Origin of the sequence: Psychrobacter sp. UBA5136, assembly GCF_002414005.1 — a bacterium.
Taxonomy (GTDB): domain Bacteria; phylum Pseudomonadota; class Gammaproteobacteria; order Pseudomonadales; family Moraxellaceae; genus Psychrobacter.
In genome coordinates, this window is sequence record NZ_DHYG01000052.1 from 46,693 (window position 1) to 60,235 (window position 13,543).

Annotated in this window: 10 protein-coding genes; 5 read left to right on the plus strand and 5 right to left on the minus strand. The window is 43.0% G+C overall.

The genetic code is table 11. The annotated features are described in order from the left end of the window. Window positions 1-299 precede the first annotated feature (299 nt). The gene (locus tag B4240_RS07450) at window positions 300-1,148 is read left to right on the plus strand and encodes a PRC and DUF2382 domain-containing protein (protein WP_296237941.1); all 849 of its coding nucleotides are present in this window, start codon (window positions 300-302) and stop codon (window positions 1,146-1,148) included. Window positions 1,149-1,351: 203 nt separating this feature from the next. Continuing rightward, complete coding sequence (locus tag B4240_RS07455) at window positions 1,352-2,119, plus strand: YsnF/AvaK domain-containing protein (protein ID WP_296237942.1); 768 nt, start codon at window positions 1,352-1,354, stop codon at window positions 2,117-2,119. A 77-nt stretch (window positions 2,120-2,196) separates the two neighbouring features. Here the strand turns inward: B4240_RS07455 and B4240_RS07460 are convergent, their stop codons facing one another. Together B4240_RS07460 and secA are read right to left on the minus strand one after the other, a co-directional pair. Next, on the minus strand, window positions 2,197-2,757 hold the full coding sequence (locus B4240_RS07460; RefSeq protein ID WP_296237944.1) for a hypothetical protein: 561 nt from the start codon (window positions 2,755-2,757) through the stop codon (window positions 2,197-2,199). 165 nt (window positions 2,758-2,922) lie between these two features. Next, window positions 2,923-5,700, minus strand: coding sequence for a preprotein translocase subunit SecA (gene secA / locus B4240_RS07465; protein WP_296237946.1), 2,778 nt, complete (start codon window positions 5,698-5,700; stop codon window positions 2,923-2,925). 444 nt (window positions 5,701-6,144) lie between these two features. On the opposite strand from secA, the gene mutS reads away from it, so the two are divergent. From mutS to B4240_RS07480, 3 genes are all read left to right on the plus strand, one after another. Continuing rightward, entirely contained in the window at window positions 6,145-9,273 is a 3,129-nt protein-coding gene (gene mutS, locus B4240_RS07470) for a DNA mismatch repair protein MutS (RefSeq protein WP_296237948.1), read from the plus strand. Between the two features lie 105 nt (window positions 9,274-9,378). Next, complete coding sequence (gene fdxA / locus B4240_RS07475; protein WP_296237949.1) at window positions 9,379-9,702, plus strand: ferredoxin FdxA; 324 nt, start codon at window positions 9,379-9,381, stop codon at window positions 9,700-9,702. Window positions 9,703-9,892: 190 nt separating this feature from the next. Further along, entirely contained in the window at window positions 9,893-11,788 is a 1,896-nt protein-coding gene (locus tag B4240_RS07480; RefSeq protein WP_296237951.1) for a PglL family O-oligosaccharyltransferase, read from the plus strand. A 4-nt stretch (window positions 11,789-11,792) separates the two neighbouring features. On the opposite strand, the gene B4240_RS07485 is transcribed toward B4240_RS07480, so the two are convergent. The 3 genes from B4240_RS07485 to B4240_RS07495 all read right to left on the minus strand — a co-directional run bounded on the left by B4240_RS07485 (window position 11,793) and on the right by B4240_RS07495 (window position 13,542). After that, window positions 11,793-12,203: a pilin gene (locus B4240_RS07485; RefSeq protein ID WP_296237953.1), complete on the minus strand. Its 411-nt coding sequence runs from the start codon at window positions 12,201-12,203 to the stop codon at window positions 11,793-11,795. A gap of 246 nt (window positions 12,204-12,449) precedes the next feature. Further along, window positions 12,450-12,818 carry a prepilin-type N-terminal cleavage/methylation domain-containing protein gene (locus tag B4240_RS07490; RefSeq protein ID WP_296237954.1) on the minus strand — a complete coding sequence of 123 codons (369 nt, stop codon included), beginning with the start codon at window positions 12,816-12,818 and terminating at the stop codon, window positions 12,450-12,452. A gap of 298 nt (window positions 12,819-13,116) precedes the next feature. Next, a complete protein-coding gene (locus B4240_RS07495) occupies window positions 13,117-13,542 on the minus strand; it encodes a type IV pilin protein (protein ID WP_296237956.1) in 426 nt (141 codons plus the stop codon). Between the last annotated feature and the right edge of the window lies 1 nt (window position 13,543).

A 13,543-nucleotide genomic window follows, 5' to 3' on the forward strand; every position in this document is an offset into this window, starting at 1 on the left:
CCTTAACTTAATTTTATATAGCGGCGGCGCCATTTACAGCCTATTACACGCAATTACCTCAAGCGCACACTTTGCTACCTTGCTTATATATCTCATTGAAAAACGTACTGCTACGATAATAACAAGTTGATGAAGAGGCGGTTTATTGATACCGCTTCTTTAATACAGCCTTTTAAGTTCTAAGTTTAAGAGAATTAATTAACCGTTTTTGGCGATGTGATGCTTATCGCATGGCTATTTTATAAAAAGTAATTATTAACGTATTCAACCAAATTTACTCATAAAAAAGGAAGATAATAATGAGCCAACTAATTCGTTTAAAAGACATTCAAGCAACTCACCGTGACCTGATTGGTGATGACTATTATGACCCAACAGGCAAGACCGCTTACGGCGTCAATGAAGAAAAAATCGGTAAAATCGAAGGCGCTTTGGTTGAAGATACCACAGGCCGCATTCGTTATTTAATCGTTGATGTAGGCGGATGGTTTAGCTCAAAAGAAGTTTTGGTACCAGCAGGTCTCGCACGTATCGTAGGTGATGACGTCTTCTTTGATAGCTTAACGCAAGCACAAGTAGAAGCGATGGAAGAATACGATCACGACTATCAGTATAGCTATAAAGAGCAATACGAAAAAGATCGTCAAACATTTGCGGCTGATACCGTACCAGAAGCAGAGCGTATGGAAATTGCCGACCACTCTTATAATGCACCAAATACGCTAGAGCTACTAGAAGAGCGTTTGACAGTCAATAAAGATCGCATCGTTGCGGGTTTGGTCAAAGTTGGTAAGCATGTGGTTACTGAAGAGCGTAACATTGATGTTGATCTTGAAGAAGAACATGCCAATATCCAACGTACCAATGTCGATCGTCCAACCGACCGCCGTATCGGTGATATGGATGGCGACCAAACGGTTGAGGTTGAGCTAGAAGCAGAACGCGCCCGTGTGAACAAAGAAACGTATGTCGCAGAAGAAGTTAACGTTGGTAAAACCTCAGAGCATCGTACCGAAACCATCGTTGAAACCATTCAGCGTGAAGAGTTAGATATTGATGACGAAGGTAACGTGATTGACCGTGAAGGCAATCGCTATGACCGCGATGATATCACCGCCGAAGACGTCCGCCGCGCTCGTGGTATGTAATACGCAATGCTTTTGTACAGTGGCATGATTTCTGAGAATGATATTTAAAATTAAATAAACACTATCAGAGTATGCGCTGTATGACAGTCATTAGCAGCTGAGACATAAGCTCAGTAAAAAAGACCGGAGCTCGCCTCTGGTCTTTTTTTATCCCTAATTTTTTATGTCTACTCTTTTTCTACCTACTCTTAAGGAATATAACCATGACGGCCGATGACAATAAAAACAAACAACAGCAAATAAAACAAGAACCCATTAACAAGCAAACGCTCAATCAGGAGACCCATTTAGCGGCAACGCCATCTTCTCATTTGGATAAAATTGCCGATCACAGTGATGAGAATAAACTACCCGCGCCTGACTTATCTGCGCCTGATTTGTCTCACTCTCATCCGAATCAGCAGCAAGCGGCATCAAACCACCAACAGGAGAATTTAACAAATCCTGCAGCAGATAACCTAGCCAGCAATGTGGCCAATACAGAAAACGGTGGTTATTTAGAGTTGCTAGAAGAGCGTCCTGTGGTTAATAAAGAGCGCTTGGATGTTGGCAAAGTTACAGTGACCAAGCACACGCGTAGCAAAACTATCGACGTCCCTATTGAACTGGTAGAGGAATATATTACCGTACGCACCGATTATCAGGATGCAGAAAGTCAGGATTTACTATCAGGCAATTATGATGATAAGGACATACTGCGTCACGTTGAGCCAGCGTTAGATAGCAAAGCGGTCGTTACCATCAATGGCAAACAGGTTGAGATTGGTGACGCGCCGATTGAGATTGTTTTATCGCGTCAAGTAGCGACAATTACCAAAGATACCCATGTCATTCAAGAGGTAGCAATTAATAAAACCACGCATACCCATACCGACAGCATCCAAGTAGCGCTTAAACATGAAGAGCTAGAGGTTAATGAAGAAGGTTTTTTGGCGCACGAGCAAGCGCGAAATGCTACTTTTAAAAAATAGAGCGTTTTTGCTAAAACCGCGAAAAACAAACTGAAAAAAAGCAACGTAAACGTTGCTTTTTTATGGGGTTGATGCGTTTATGCTGCCGCTTCTATATCTGTGCTTGCGGTCTCTTCTGATTTTTTACATTCATAAGTGCTGACGTTTTCTGAGTCGGCTCCCGCTGTACGCATCACTCCCGTATCCCGATCTTCATGAGCCACGCGCCACTGGATAAAGCCTTCGCCTCCATCGAATGACGTATTTAGGTTGAAGACTTCAGGATTAATAGCATCACCATTGGTTTTCATCAACGTCACTGTGCCTTGAGGAGTTTCAAGGACAACTTGCTTTTCAGCGTTTTTATAAGTCGCTTTAACGGCAAGCTCAGGCGTACACGAATAGGTCATTTGGTTGACACCAGTAGTGACAGACGCCACGGTATCCTCTTCCACATCGCTCACCGGGGTATCTACCACGACATCATTTGGTTCGGCAGGCTCAGCGGACATGGGCACCGACTGCTCTTCTCTGATATCGTCTTCTAGACTTTGCTCGGGTTCCTGTTTTTGTTGACAGGCGCTAACCGTCATGACGCCAGCCAATAATCCTGTCAGGACAACAGAGGTACGCAACTGTTTTAATAATTCTATATTCATTACACTCTCCAAAAAAATATATTAAATACTATAGCGCGTCCGTAAATTTACGCCTATGTTGAATTTGTAATTAATCACCTGAAACTCTTATGGCTATAAAAAAGTCCCTATCTAATCTAGACAGGGACTTTTTATCATAACTTAACAATGGTTGATTATCAATGTTTAGATTTTACCATGGCATTGTTTGTATTTAAGCCCTGAACCACAAGGACACGGCGCGTTACGGCTGATATTCATTCCAGCATAGGGGTCAGGTTCGTTTTTGCTGCCACTACCCGCAATAGCACCAGCTGCAGCTGCGCCGCCAGCAACACTGCGGTTTTGCGCCGCAGCTCTATCAACACCGCTATCCATGTTGTCGATATCACTGTGCTCAAACTGCATTTGCATCTGCGCCGCATTTTCACGCTGCTGAGCCTCTAACGCCTCTAACTCTTCTTTGGTTGGGATATGCACGCGCGATAAATCTTGAACCGTCTCAGATTTAATTGCGCCAAGCATCATTTGGAACAGCTCAAATGATTCGCGCTTGTATTCCTGCTCAGGATTTTTTTGCGCATAACCACGCAGATGAATCCCTTTACGCAGCTGATCCATTTGGGTTAAATGCTCTTTCCAATGCTTATCTAAACTTTGTAGCATAAAGTGACGCTCGAGCTGGGCCGCGTCTTTTTCGCCCATTTGCTCGCGGCGAGCGTGATAACGATCCAATGCCGTTTGGATGATTTTGGCACGTAGGCCTTCTTCATCGAGGCGGCGGTCTTCATCGAGCCAATCGTTAATCGGCATTGAGATTTTGAACTCATCCTCAAGCTCGTCCTCTAAGCCATCGATATTCCACTGATCATCGATAGAGCCTGGCGGAATAAACTGATCAATCATGGCATTATAGACTTCGTGATGCATGACTTCGATGGCCTCTTTTAAGTCCATCTCAGCGAGCAAATCATCACGCTGGCCATAGATCACTTTACGCTGCTCATTGGCCACGTCATCGTATTTGAGTAGGTTTTTACGCGCATCGAAATCGCGGCTTTCTACTTTGCCTTGCGCATTTTCAATCGATTTAGAAACCATTTTATGTTCAATGGCTTCATCTTCTTTAAGGCCCATGGCGCGCATCATATTCACGACGCGGTCGCCAGCAAAGATACGCATCAAATCATCTTCAAGCGATAAGAAAAAGCGCGACATCCCAGGGTCACCTTGACGACCGGCTCGACCTCGCAACTGGTTATCGATACGGCGTGATTCATGACGCTCAGAGCCAATGATATGCAGTCCACCTGCTGCAACGACTTGGTCATGCTTGACCTGCCATTCTGCTTTTAGGCGCGCCATCTCTTCCGGACTGACCGCATCAATATCTTCAATAAACGATTGCCAGTTACCGCCCAGAATAATATCCGTACCACGACCAGCCATATTGGTGGCGATGGTCACCGCTTTTGGGCTACCCGCCTGCGCGATAATTTCTGCTTCGCGCTCATGCTGCTTGGCGTTTAGGACATTGTGCTTGATGCCTTCTTGATCCATCAGATAAGACAGCTCTTCACTGGCTTCAATCGTTGCCGTACCAACTAAGACCGGCGCACCTTTGGCTTGGATTTCTTTAATCTCGCGGATGATACCTTTATATTTACCAAGCTTGGTCAAGAAAATCTGGTCATCCATGTCGATACGAGCAATCGGCTCATGGGTTGGAATCACGATGACATCTAAATCATAGGTTGATTTAAATTCCGCCGCTTCGGTATCAGCCGTACCTGTCATACCGGATAATTTGTCATAGAGACGGAAATAGTTTTGGAACGTTGTCGTCGCAAGCGTTTGGTTTTCCGCTTGAATCTCAACGTTTTCTTTGGCTTCTACCGCTTGATGCAGCCCCTCTGACCAGCGGCGACCGGGCATGGTACGACCAGTGTTTTCATCAACGATAATCACTTCGCCGTCATCAACGATATAATGGACGTTTTTGACAAACACATGATGCGCACGGATTGCCGCTTGTACGTGAGCCAATAACGGTAAACGACTTGGGCTATATAAACTTTCGTTTTCGCCAAGCTCGCCCACTTCGATTAAGAAGCGCTCAATTTTCTCGTAGCCTTTTTCACTGATTTCGATTTGACGATTTTTTTCATCAATCCAAAAATCTTCGTCTTCGTTATTCTTATTGGCTTCTTCATCTTTTGAGCGTTTCAGCCTGGGAATAATGGTATTAATCAGCGCATACATGCGTGATGAATCTTCCGCTTGCCCTGAGATAATCAGCGGCGTACGCGCTTCATCGATTAAGATAGAATCAATTTCATCAATAATGCAGTAATTTAGCGGACGCTGTTTTTTCTCAGCTAAGCTAAAGACCATGTTATCGCGCAGGTAATCAAAGCCGTATTCGTTGTTGGTACCATACGTGATATCGGCTTGATAGGCATCGATTTTTTCTTGCGGCGGCTGCTGCGAATAAATGACGCCGACGGTCATGCCCAAAAAGTTAAATAAAGGACGGTTTAATTCCGCATCACGCGTCGCCAAGTAATCGTTGACCGTGACCAAATGTACGCCTTTGCCGCTAATGGCGTTTAGGTACATGGCTAGCGTTCCCATCAAGGTTTTACCCTCACCGGTTTTCATCTCAGCGATTTTGCCTTCGTGCAGGGTGATACCACCGATGAGCTGCACGTCATAGTGACGCATGCCGTTAACGCGCAAGGATGCCTCGCGGCAGACGGCAAACGCTTCTGGTAATAAGGCGTCTAAGCTTTCGCCATTTTGGTGTCTTTCTTTAAATTCTGCGGTTTTTTGTTGTAATTGCTCATCAGACAGGGCTTGTATTTCAGCCTCATGTGCGTTGATTTTGCTGACCACGCGGCGCATGCGCTTGAGTTCGCGGTCATTTTTGGTGCCAACGACACTGCCTATAATCTTTGATAACATAATTTTTTGACCTATGGAAATATTCGATAATTAGTGCGCATTCGCCAAGGCTCACATACCGCCGCCTTAACATAACAGTCATCACCGACCAAGTACCTCTGAACAAATCACCTTTGAACAAAGTTGCTCTTAACAAAGCCCTTCTGAACAAAGTACGGACTAATAAGGTACTGACTAATGATGCGTCGCTTAATGAAGTATCGCCCAATTAAGTGTGCCGTCATTATATATGGTTATGACGCCGATGGATACAAGGGTAGCGAGTAGATATTTGCCGACGTAAAAAGGTCGCTGAACGTGTTAAAATAGCGCCTATACCCTTAATTTGACAGCTTTTTCGTGCCATCTATTAACACCAATATTTGCCAGCCCTCACTCGCTATTTATTCTAAAAAACACTCATTTTTCTAAGTAAACTCATTTAAGCATCATAAGAGATTCTGCATGACCGTTAAGCCATTCGCTCAAAGCCATCACGCCTCAAAGCTCGATAAACCTGAACCTTTAAACACTAAATCTTTAAGCTCTGGGCTCATAAAGTCTGAGCAGGTAGACGCCGATCAATTACAGATAGGCGATACCGTTTATCATTTGGCCGATCATACGCCAATGATGGTGCAATATCTGACCATGAAAGCCAACTATCCACAAGCATTATTGCTGTACCGGATGGGTGATTTTTATGAGTTATTTTTTGACGATGCCAAGCGCGCGGCGCAGATACTCGATATTACCCTAACCCGCCGCGGTACTGATAAAGCGGGTAATACCATCGCCATGGCAGGCGTGCCCTTTCATGCGGCTGATAGCTATATGGCGCGGCTGATTGCGGCTGGGCAAACGGTGGTTGTCTGTGAGCAAATTGACGATTCAACCACTAGCAGCCCGTCCAATGCGCCTACGATGGGTGAGAAGCAGAAAAAAGATAAAAGTAAATCGGCGGCAGGTAGCATTATGCGCCGTGAAGTGGTGAAAACCTTGACCGCTGGCACCATTACCGATGATGCGCTCATTGCACCCAATCATACGCCAACCGTCGTTGCGATTGATATTGCGCTGCCAAAAGCTAATAGCAGTCAGCCGCTACAAGCTGCGATTAGCCAAATGGACTTGGCTGCTGGGACGTTAACTACGCAAACACTAAACGCCAGCTATAATAACAGTCATAACGATATCGAAGATTTGCAAACTCAAATGCTGACGGTGCTGGCACGTTTTGCGCCAAGTGAATGTATCATTAGCGAAGCACTTACTGAAAAAACTGGTGAAAACTGGTCGTTGTGGCTACGGCAAAATCTCGACTGTCCTATTATCGAAGTTGCGGCAAATGACTTTCACCGTCAACATGCCAATGAAACCCTTTGTCAACAGTTTGAGGTGCAACGCCTCGATGGGCTTGGTATTAACGATGCCACGCTTAGTCAGTCTAGTTGTGCGGCGCTGATACACTATGCACGGCAGACGCAGCAGCGTCATATACCGCAACTTAATCAGCTAATCGTTGAATATAGCGACGATTATTTAATTATCGATGCCAACAGCCAGCAAAACCTTGAGCTATTTTCGCCAGTTAGCAGCAATGGCACGTCACTGATATCGGTGCTTAATCATTGCCAAACGCCGATGGGACGACGTTTGCTGGTTCAGCAAATGAAGCGCCCGCTGCGGCAACACGAGCGTATTAATCTACGTTTGGATGCGATAGATAGGTTGCTAAATACGGACAATCAAACGATCTCAGCTGAACAAAATTTAGCAAGTAGCTCATTAGTCAGTGATTTACGCGAAACCTTACACACCATCGGCGATATCGAGCGTATCACTAGCCGTATTGGTCTGATGAGCGCCAAACCGCGTGATTTGCGTAAATTGGCTGATGGCATTACAAGTAGCGCCCAGCTCAGCAATTTACTGACGGCAGCAGGTATCAGCCATGAGCAGGCAGGTCTGTTGCCCATGCTGATGCAGCAATTGCCCGATCAGCTACCTGCAGTACAATCCGTCGCCGAGCTGATTGAACGCGCTATTATCTTAGAGCCGCCCGCCCATATCCGTGATGGCGGCATGCTTGCGGCAGGCTTTGATGCAGAATTTGATCGCTTAACGCATCTGCATGACAATATCCAAGTAACTTTGGATGAGATGGCTGAGCGCGCGCAGCAAGACTACCAATTACCCAGCCTAAAAGTGGGCTTTAATAAAGTCAGCGGCTTTTACTTTGAACTGCCCAAAATGCAAGCGAAAAACGCCCCTGCCCATTTTATCAGACGGCAAACGCTAAAAAGTAGCGAGCGCTTTATCACCGACGAGCTAAAAGAAGTCGAAACTGAATACCTAAGTGCACAAAGCCTAGCGTTAGCTCGTGAAAAACAGTTATATCACGAGCTCTTGACCACATTAGGTAGCCATTTAGCCGAACTGCAACAACTTAGCGCTGCTATCGCGCAAATAGATGTCCTTAGTAATTGGGCACATCTGGCGACAACTTACCATTGGCAACGACCAGTCATGGGTAACGGCTCAAAAAATGGCAGTTATTCGAAAAATGGTAGCCAAACCAATATTGATATTAAACAAGGTCGTCATGTCGTCGTTGAAGCGGCGTTAAATCCAACCCATACGAGCAATATCGTCAATCAAAGCAGTACGAAACCTAGTAGCCATTTTGTTGCCAATGACTGCACGCTCGGCAGCGAGGGTCATCCTGAGCGTCTGCTGATGATTACTGGCCCCAATATGGGCGGTAAATCGACCTATATGCGCCAAACTGCACTGATTGTCCTACTTGCCCATTGCGGCAGCTTTGTCCCTGCAGCGAGCGCACATATCGGTGATATCGACCGTATTTTTACCCGTATTGGCTCAGCCGATGACTTGGCAGGCGGTAAATCTACCTTTATGGTTGAGATGATTGAAACCGCCAATATCCTTAACCAAGCGACCAATAAGTCACTGGTGCTGATGGATGAAGTCGGCCGCGGCACGGCAACGACAGACGGATTAGCAATCGCCCATGCTTGTGTCAACAGGCTGGTCGAAATTGGCTGCCTGACATTATTTGCCACCCATTACTTTGAGCTGACGCAATTGGTCAACCGTACTGCCAACCAACACGCTAGCCATCATGCCAACCAACACGCCAGCATCCGCAATGTACATGTCGCTGCCAGTGAAGTCGATGGTCAACTGCTGTTACTGCACCAAATCAAAGATGGCGCGGCAAGCTCCAGCTTTGGACTTCATGTCGCAAAAATGGCCGGTATTCCGTTGCAGGTGCTAAATGATGCCAAGCGGTATTTAGTAGATAATTTAAAAACTGAGAGCGCGAAAACCATTGATGATAAAAGTGAATTAGCTAAGTCAGTAAAGGATAAAAGCTTGCAAACTGGTGACAATGACATAGAAAAAGAAAATATAAATAGTATGCAAAATAATCAAAACACAGCTGGCATTCCACAGCAAAATCAATTATTTAGCTTGCAAGATGAACTGGCCGCAATTAATCCTGACAACCTCACGCCAAAGCAAGCGCATGACTTACTTTATCATTTAAAGCAAATCATCAGTCAGTAAAGGGATTTGTCAAATAGGGGTAAAAGCGCTAAAATATGCTTTATTTTACAGCTATTGTACTTACCATTGTATATAGCCTCAAACCAATAACAGGTAGACATCACTATGACCTTTGTCGTTACAGATAACTGCATTCTTTGCAAATACACCGACTGTGTGGAAGTCTGTCCTGTGGACTGCTTTTATGAAGGCCCAAACTTCCTCGCCATCGATCCAGATGAGTGCATCGACTGCGCACTATGCGAACCTGAATGCCCCGCCAATGCTATCTTCTCAGAAGATGAAGTGCCAAAAGGGCAGGAAGTCTTTATTCAGCTCAATGAAGAGCTGGCACAAAAATGGCCAAACATCACAGAGATGAAAGGCTCGCTGCCAGAAGCGGCTAAGTGGGATGGTGTGGAAGGCAAGATTCAGTATTTAGAGAAGTAGTTCGTAAATCACTATTTGTTTAGATTATTAAAATAAAGGCTGTGACTTTTAGCACAGCCTTTTTTTATGGCTGTTTTACTACCAAGCTAGTTTTGATAGAGATGAACATTCTTTGAAAACATACTTTATAGTCTCAATAACATTATAATATAAATCCCATATTTTTCGCTAAAAATAAAGAGTATAGAAAATGGCAATAATATCTAAAGAACGTGCTTTTACTTTGGAAAAGCTAAAAAGCATCAAATCTTTAGATATTGCTTATATTTTCCTAATTCTTACTTTAATATTGCCTTTCTTTTTATTTAAGCGAGCCGCACCGCAAGCTGCTTTTTATTCAGAGTTGACGGGCGTTATTTGTATAGCAATGTTTTTGCTATTTGCTTGTTTTGGCATTAAGCATTTTTTAATTTTCAATCGATTAACACTATATCTAACAGCTATAGCAAGTTATCTTATTGTTGATATATTTATCAATGAGCCAGTATACCCTTCGGTACAATTGCTATATATCGGCTCGTTGCTACTCAGTGGCTTAGTTTCTATTATCATTAGTAGCCTATGTTATGAACAAGGCTACAAAAAAATACTAACTATGGTTTGTTACGGATTAATGATTGGCGCTGTATCGCAAGATATCGTTGTTATCCTGCAAACCCTACATCAAGATTGGACAGGAGGCTGGATAAACTATATCAAACCTGGTCAAGCCTATTCAGGAAATATAGGTCAGCGTAATCTTTTGGCTCATTACTTGTCTTGGGGTATTTTAGCTAGCGCTTATCTCGTTCATCAAAAGAAGCTAGTTAATGTTACGGGTTGGACAGTAATAATTTTTCAGGCGGCTATTCTAGGTGCTGTCAACTCTAAAACACTCATCCTGTATATGTTAGTGATTTTAACACTGCTCATTATCGCCAAATTGTGGCAAAAGCAGCTACCACAATCGATCATCAAGACAATGGCGATTACTGTAGCATTGGTATTTATCTTTCAAGCTATTACACTGCCGATCATAAGCAGTCTGCAAGATAATTTAGCAATCAATATAAGTAGTATTGAACGCTTAACGAATAACCCAGAATATAATTCTAGATTGACTGAGTGGCATAAAGCATGGTTGATATTTTTGGAAAACCCTTGGTTTGGTAGTGGCTGGGGTAGCTATACTTATCAAGGGTTTATGATATCTCTAGACCCTCGTTTCGCTGGTAATATGTCAGGTAGCGGCATCTTTACCCATTCGCATAATATTGTACTAAATTTATTAGCGGAAACAGGTATTGTTGGTACAGGGGTCATTCTAGGCGGCTTTGCTTACTTTCTTAAGCCATTATCGAGCAGAAGTTGGCAAGTTGAAACGGTAGTCGTATTGGCTATGGTAATAGTAACTGCTATTCATAGCTTGCTAGAATTTCCGCTATGGTACGCACACTTTTTTTTAGTATTCGTGATTTTATTGTCTATCTTACTCACTACTAGTCACTCAAATCTACCTCTAACAAAAGCAAATAAGATAAATAATGATAAAATAAAGCGCTATAGCATAAAAGCGATGATAGTTATTTGCTCATTTTGCTATTTATTGGTAGCAGTGCAATTGTATTTTTTATATTGGCAGATGCAGAGCTATCAACATGGGCTTGATAATAGTGAACAGCAGCGAATGATTACTGCAAAAAAGATAATAGATATTGGCAAGCAGCAACCATTAATGAGTTTCTATAGTGATGTTCAAGCGTTGAGGGGAATTATAGGAATATCAGCTGACAAGTTACCTAATGAATTTGATTCATCGTTATATAAAACTGCTCATTATTGGCCTGACAAAATAACGAGCTTTTATTATCTAATGACACAGTGTGATGCTAAGGGAGCGTGGAACGCCAGTGACTGGCTTTATTACAAGCAACTCAATAACTACTATCCAGATAATGTGGATACTTACAGTATTTTACTGTCTATGACGACTGGATGTACGCAAGTATCTGATGTTATATATAGGCAGTGCAAAGAAAATAAAAATAAAAGCAATGTAACATCTGTGTGCGCACTAGAATCATCAAAAGTTGCCCTAGAAGAATAACGGACTAAGGCAATACCTTGCAAGGGTTACCATTAGGGATATCACACTCGATTCGGGCATTAGAAGGCGCTTTAGCTACTGCTTCGATCTTTTGTTGGGTAACCGCTGTCCAACCCCTCGCATCTGTAATCGATTGACAAGCACCTACTACAGGCGATATCGGTAACACACTGGCCTCAGGGTCATTAATAGCCAAATACACTTGACTACTATAGCGCCTGACCTCTGATATACAAGCGCTACTCTGTGCATCTGCGACATAGAGGCGGTATGCAGGGATAGCAATAGCCGCTAAAACACCGATGATAGCGACCACAATCATTAACTCTATTAAGTTAAATCCAGCTTGAACTGCGGACTTGTGCGTCGTATATCGTTGCATCATAATCACAAAGGTAGTGGATAGTAACCTCATCTTGCACACACTATGCCATTGCCCTTTTTTGTCTGTATTCAAGTTATACCAAACCCAAAAAAATACGATTAGCTGTGTCAAACTCGCTTAGTCTACTTAATAGTACTTGCACTTTTTTTCCTTGCTACTCAAGTTTTTGGGAATGGTATTAATTTAATGACTTCAGCCTTTATAATAACTTATTCAAATAAAAAAAAGCCAAACATAATGTTTGGCTTTTTTCATTTTAATGATTCGATCCTACTACTATTTAGTATCAACCAGTTCACATTTACCTGTAGCAAGTACGCACTGAGCGAACTTATGCTCTCCCTTCTCGATTGCAGCATAGACCGTATCACCTGCAGCATAAGGCGTATCTTCAGTTTCCTCAATCGTACAGTTTCCTGTATTAAAATTCTTAGCTTCTGGTGCAGAAACTGCATCAGTTGGAGAAGGATCATTCAGATGGAGATTAACCTGGTTAGCATAGTTTTTAGTCGTAGCCAAACATTGAGAATCAACAGAGCGTGCAGTATAGTTCTGATACGCAGGGATAGCAATCGCAGCTAGAATACCGATAATAGCAACCACGATCATTAGTTCGATTAAGGTAAAACCTTTTTGAGCGTTCATAGACTTGTCCTTTAGGATCATATGGCAGTAGATTACTTATCTTACTGCCAGTTATAAATAGAATTTCTTTCTTAATTTAAATGTTGCATATAATGTGCCAAATTTATAATTATAGCTACTTTATAGCATTATTCATCGATCTAGAAATATTATCTATGATTTTTTAGCTTTATTCTTAAGTTAAAAACTCTAAATCTTTCGCTTTGCTACTTTCAAATTACTGAAATTGTCTCATTAATTTTATTTAACAGAAAATTGTAACTTCTAACTGACAATTTTTGTCACTTGATAGAATGATTTATCTCCATTCATCGCCAGTACCGCATGCGGAATCTCGGCATCTAAAACCCTGATGATTAAGCGTGAGCGTACCGTCACTCGCCATTCGTGAGCCTGATTTGGGTTCAGCGCGGATTTCCCATTGAGAGGTTAGCGGATTTGGGGAAAAAGTGACCTCATATAGCGGCTTGTCTGCTGGATAGTCGCCGCCAAGGCCAGTTAATAGATCATTGCTATAACGACCTTGTGCCAATTTTCGGCTCTCAATTTGGCTCGCGATATTTTGCATCTCGCTCATCATGTCTGCACGTATGCCTTTTTCCAGATAACCTTGATAGCTTGGGTAAGCGATAGCCGCGAGAATACCGAGGATAGCAACCACAATCATCAGCTCTATTAAAGTAAAGCCTTGCTCATCATTTGCTTCTATACAATTTTTTTTCATG

What these genes read in the sequence shown, in the direction of transcription:
- B4240_RS07450 (WP_296237941.1), top strand. Translation starts at nt 300, where the DNA reads ATGAGCCAACTAATTCGTTTAAAAGACATTCAAGCAACTCACCGTGAC.
- B4240_RS07455 (WP_296237942.1), top strand. Translation starts at nt 1,352, where the DNA reads ATGACGGCCGATGACAATAAAAACAAACAACAGCAAATAAAACAAGAA.
- B4240_RS07460 (WP_296237944.1), bottom strand. Translation starts at nt 2,757, where the DNA reads ATGAATATAGAATTATTAAAACAGTTGCGTACCTCTGTTGTCCTGACA.
- secA (WP_296237946.1), bottom strand. Translation starts at nt 5,700, where the DNA reads ATGTTATCAAAGATTATAGGCAGTGTCGTTGGCACCAAAAATGACCGC.
- mutS (WP_296237948.1), top strand. Translation starts at nt 6,145, where the DNA reads ATGACCGTTAAGCCATTCGCTCAAAGCCATCACGCCTCAAAGCTCGAT.
- fdxA (WP_296237949.1), top strand. Translation starts at nt 9,379, where the DNA reads ATGACCTTTGTCGTTACAGATAACTGCATTCTTTGCAAATACACCGAC.
- B4240_RS07480 (WP_296237951.1), top strand. Translation starts at nt 9,893, where the DNA reads ATGGCAATAATATCTAAAGAACGTGCTTTTACTTTGGAAAAGCTAAAA.
- B4240_RS07485 (WP_296237953.1), bottom strand. Translation starts at nt 12,203, where the DNA reads ATGAGGTTACTATCCACTACCTTTGTGATTATGATGCAACGATATACG.
- B4240_RS07490 (WP_296237954.1), bottom strand. Translation starts at nt 12,818, where the DNA reads ATGAACGCTCAAAAAGGTTTTACCTTAATCGAACTAATGATCGTGGTT.
- B4240_RS07495 (WP_296237956.1), bottom strand. Translation starts at nt 13,542, where the DNA reads ATGAAAAAAAATTGTATAGAAGCAAATGATGAGCAAGGCTTTACTTTA.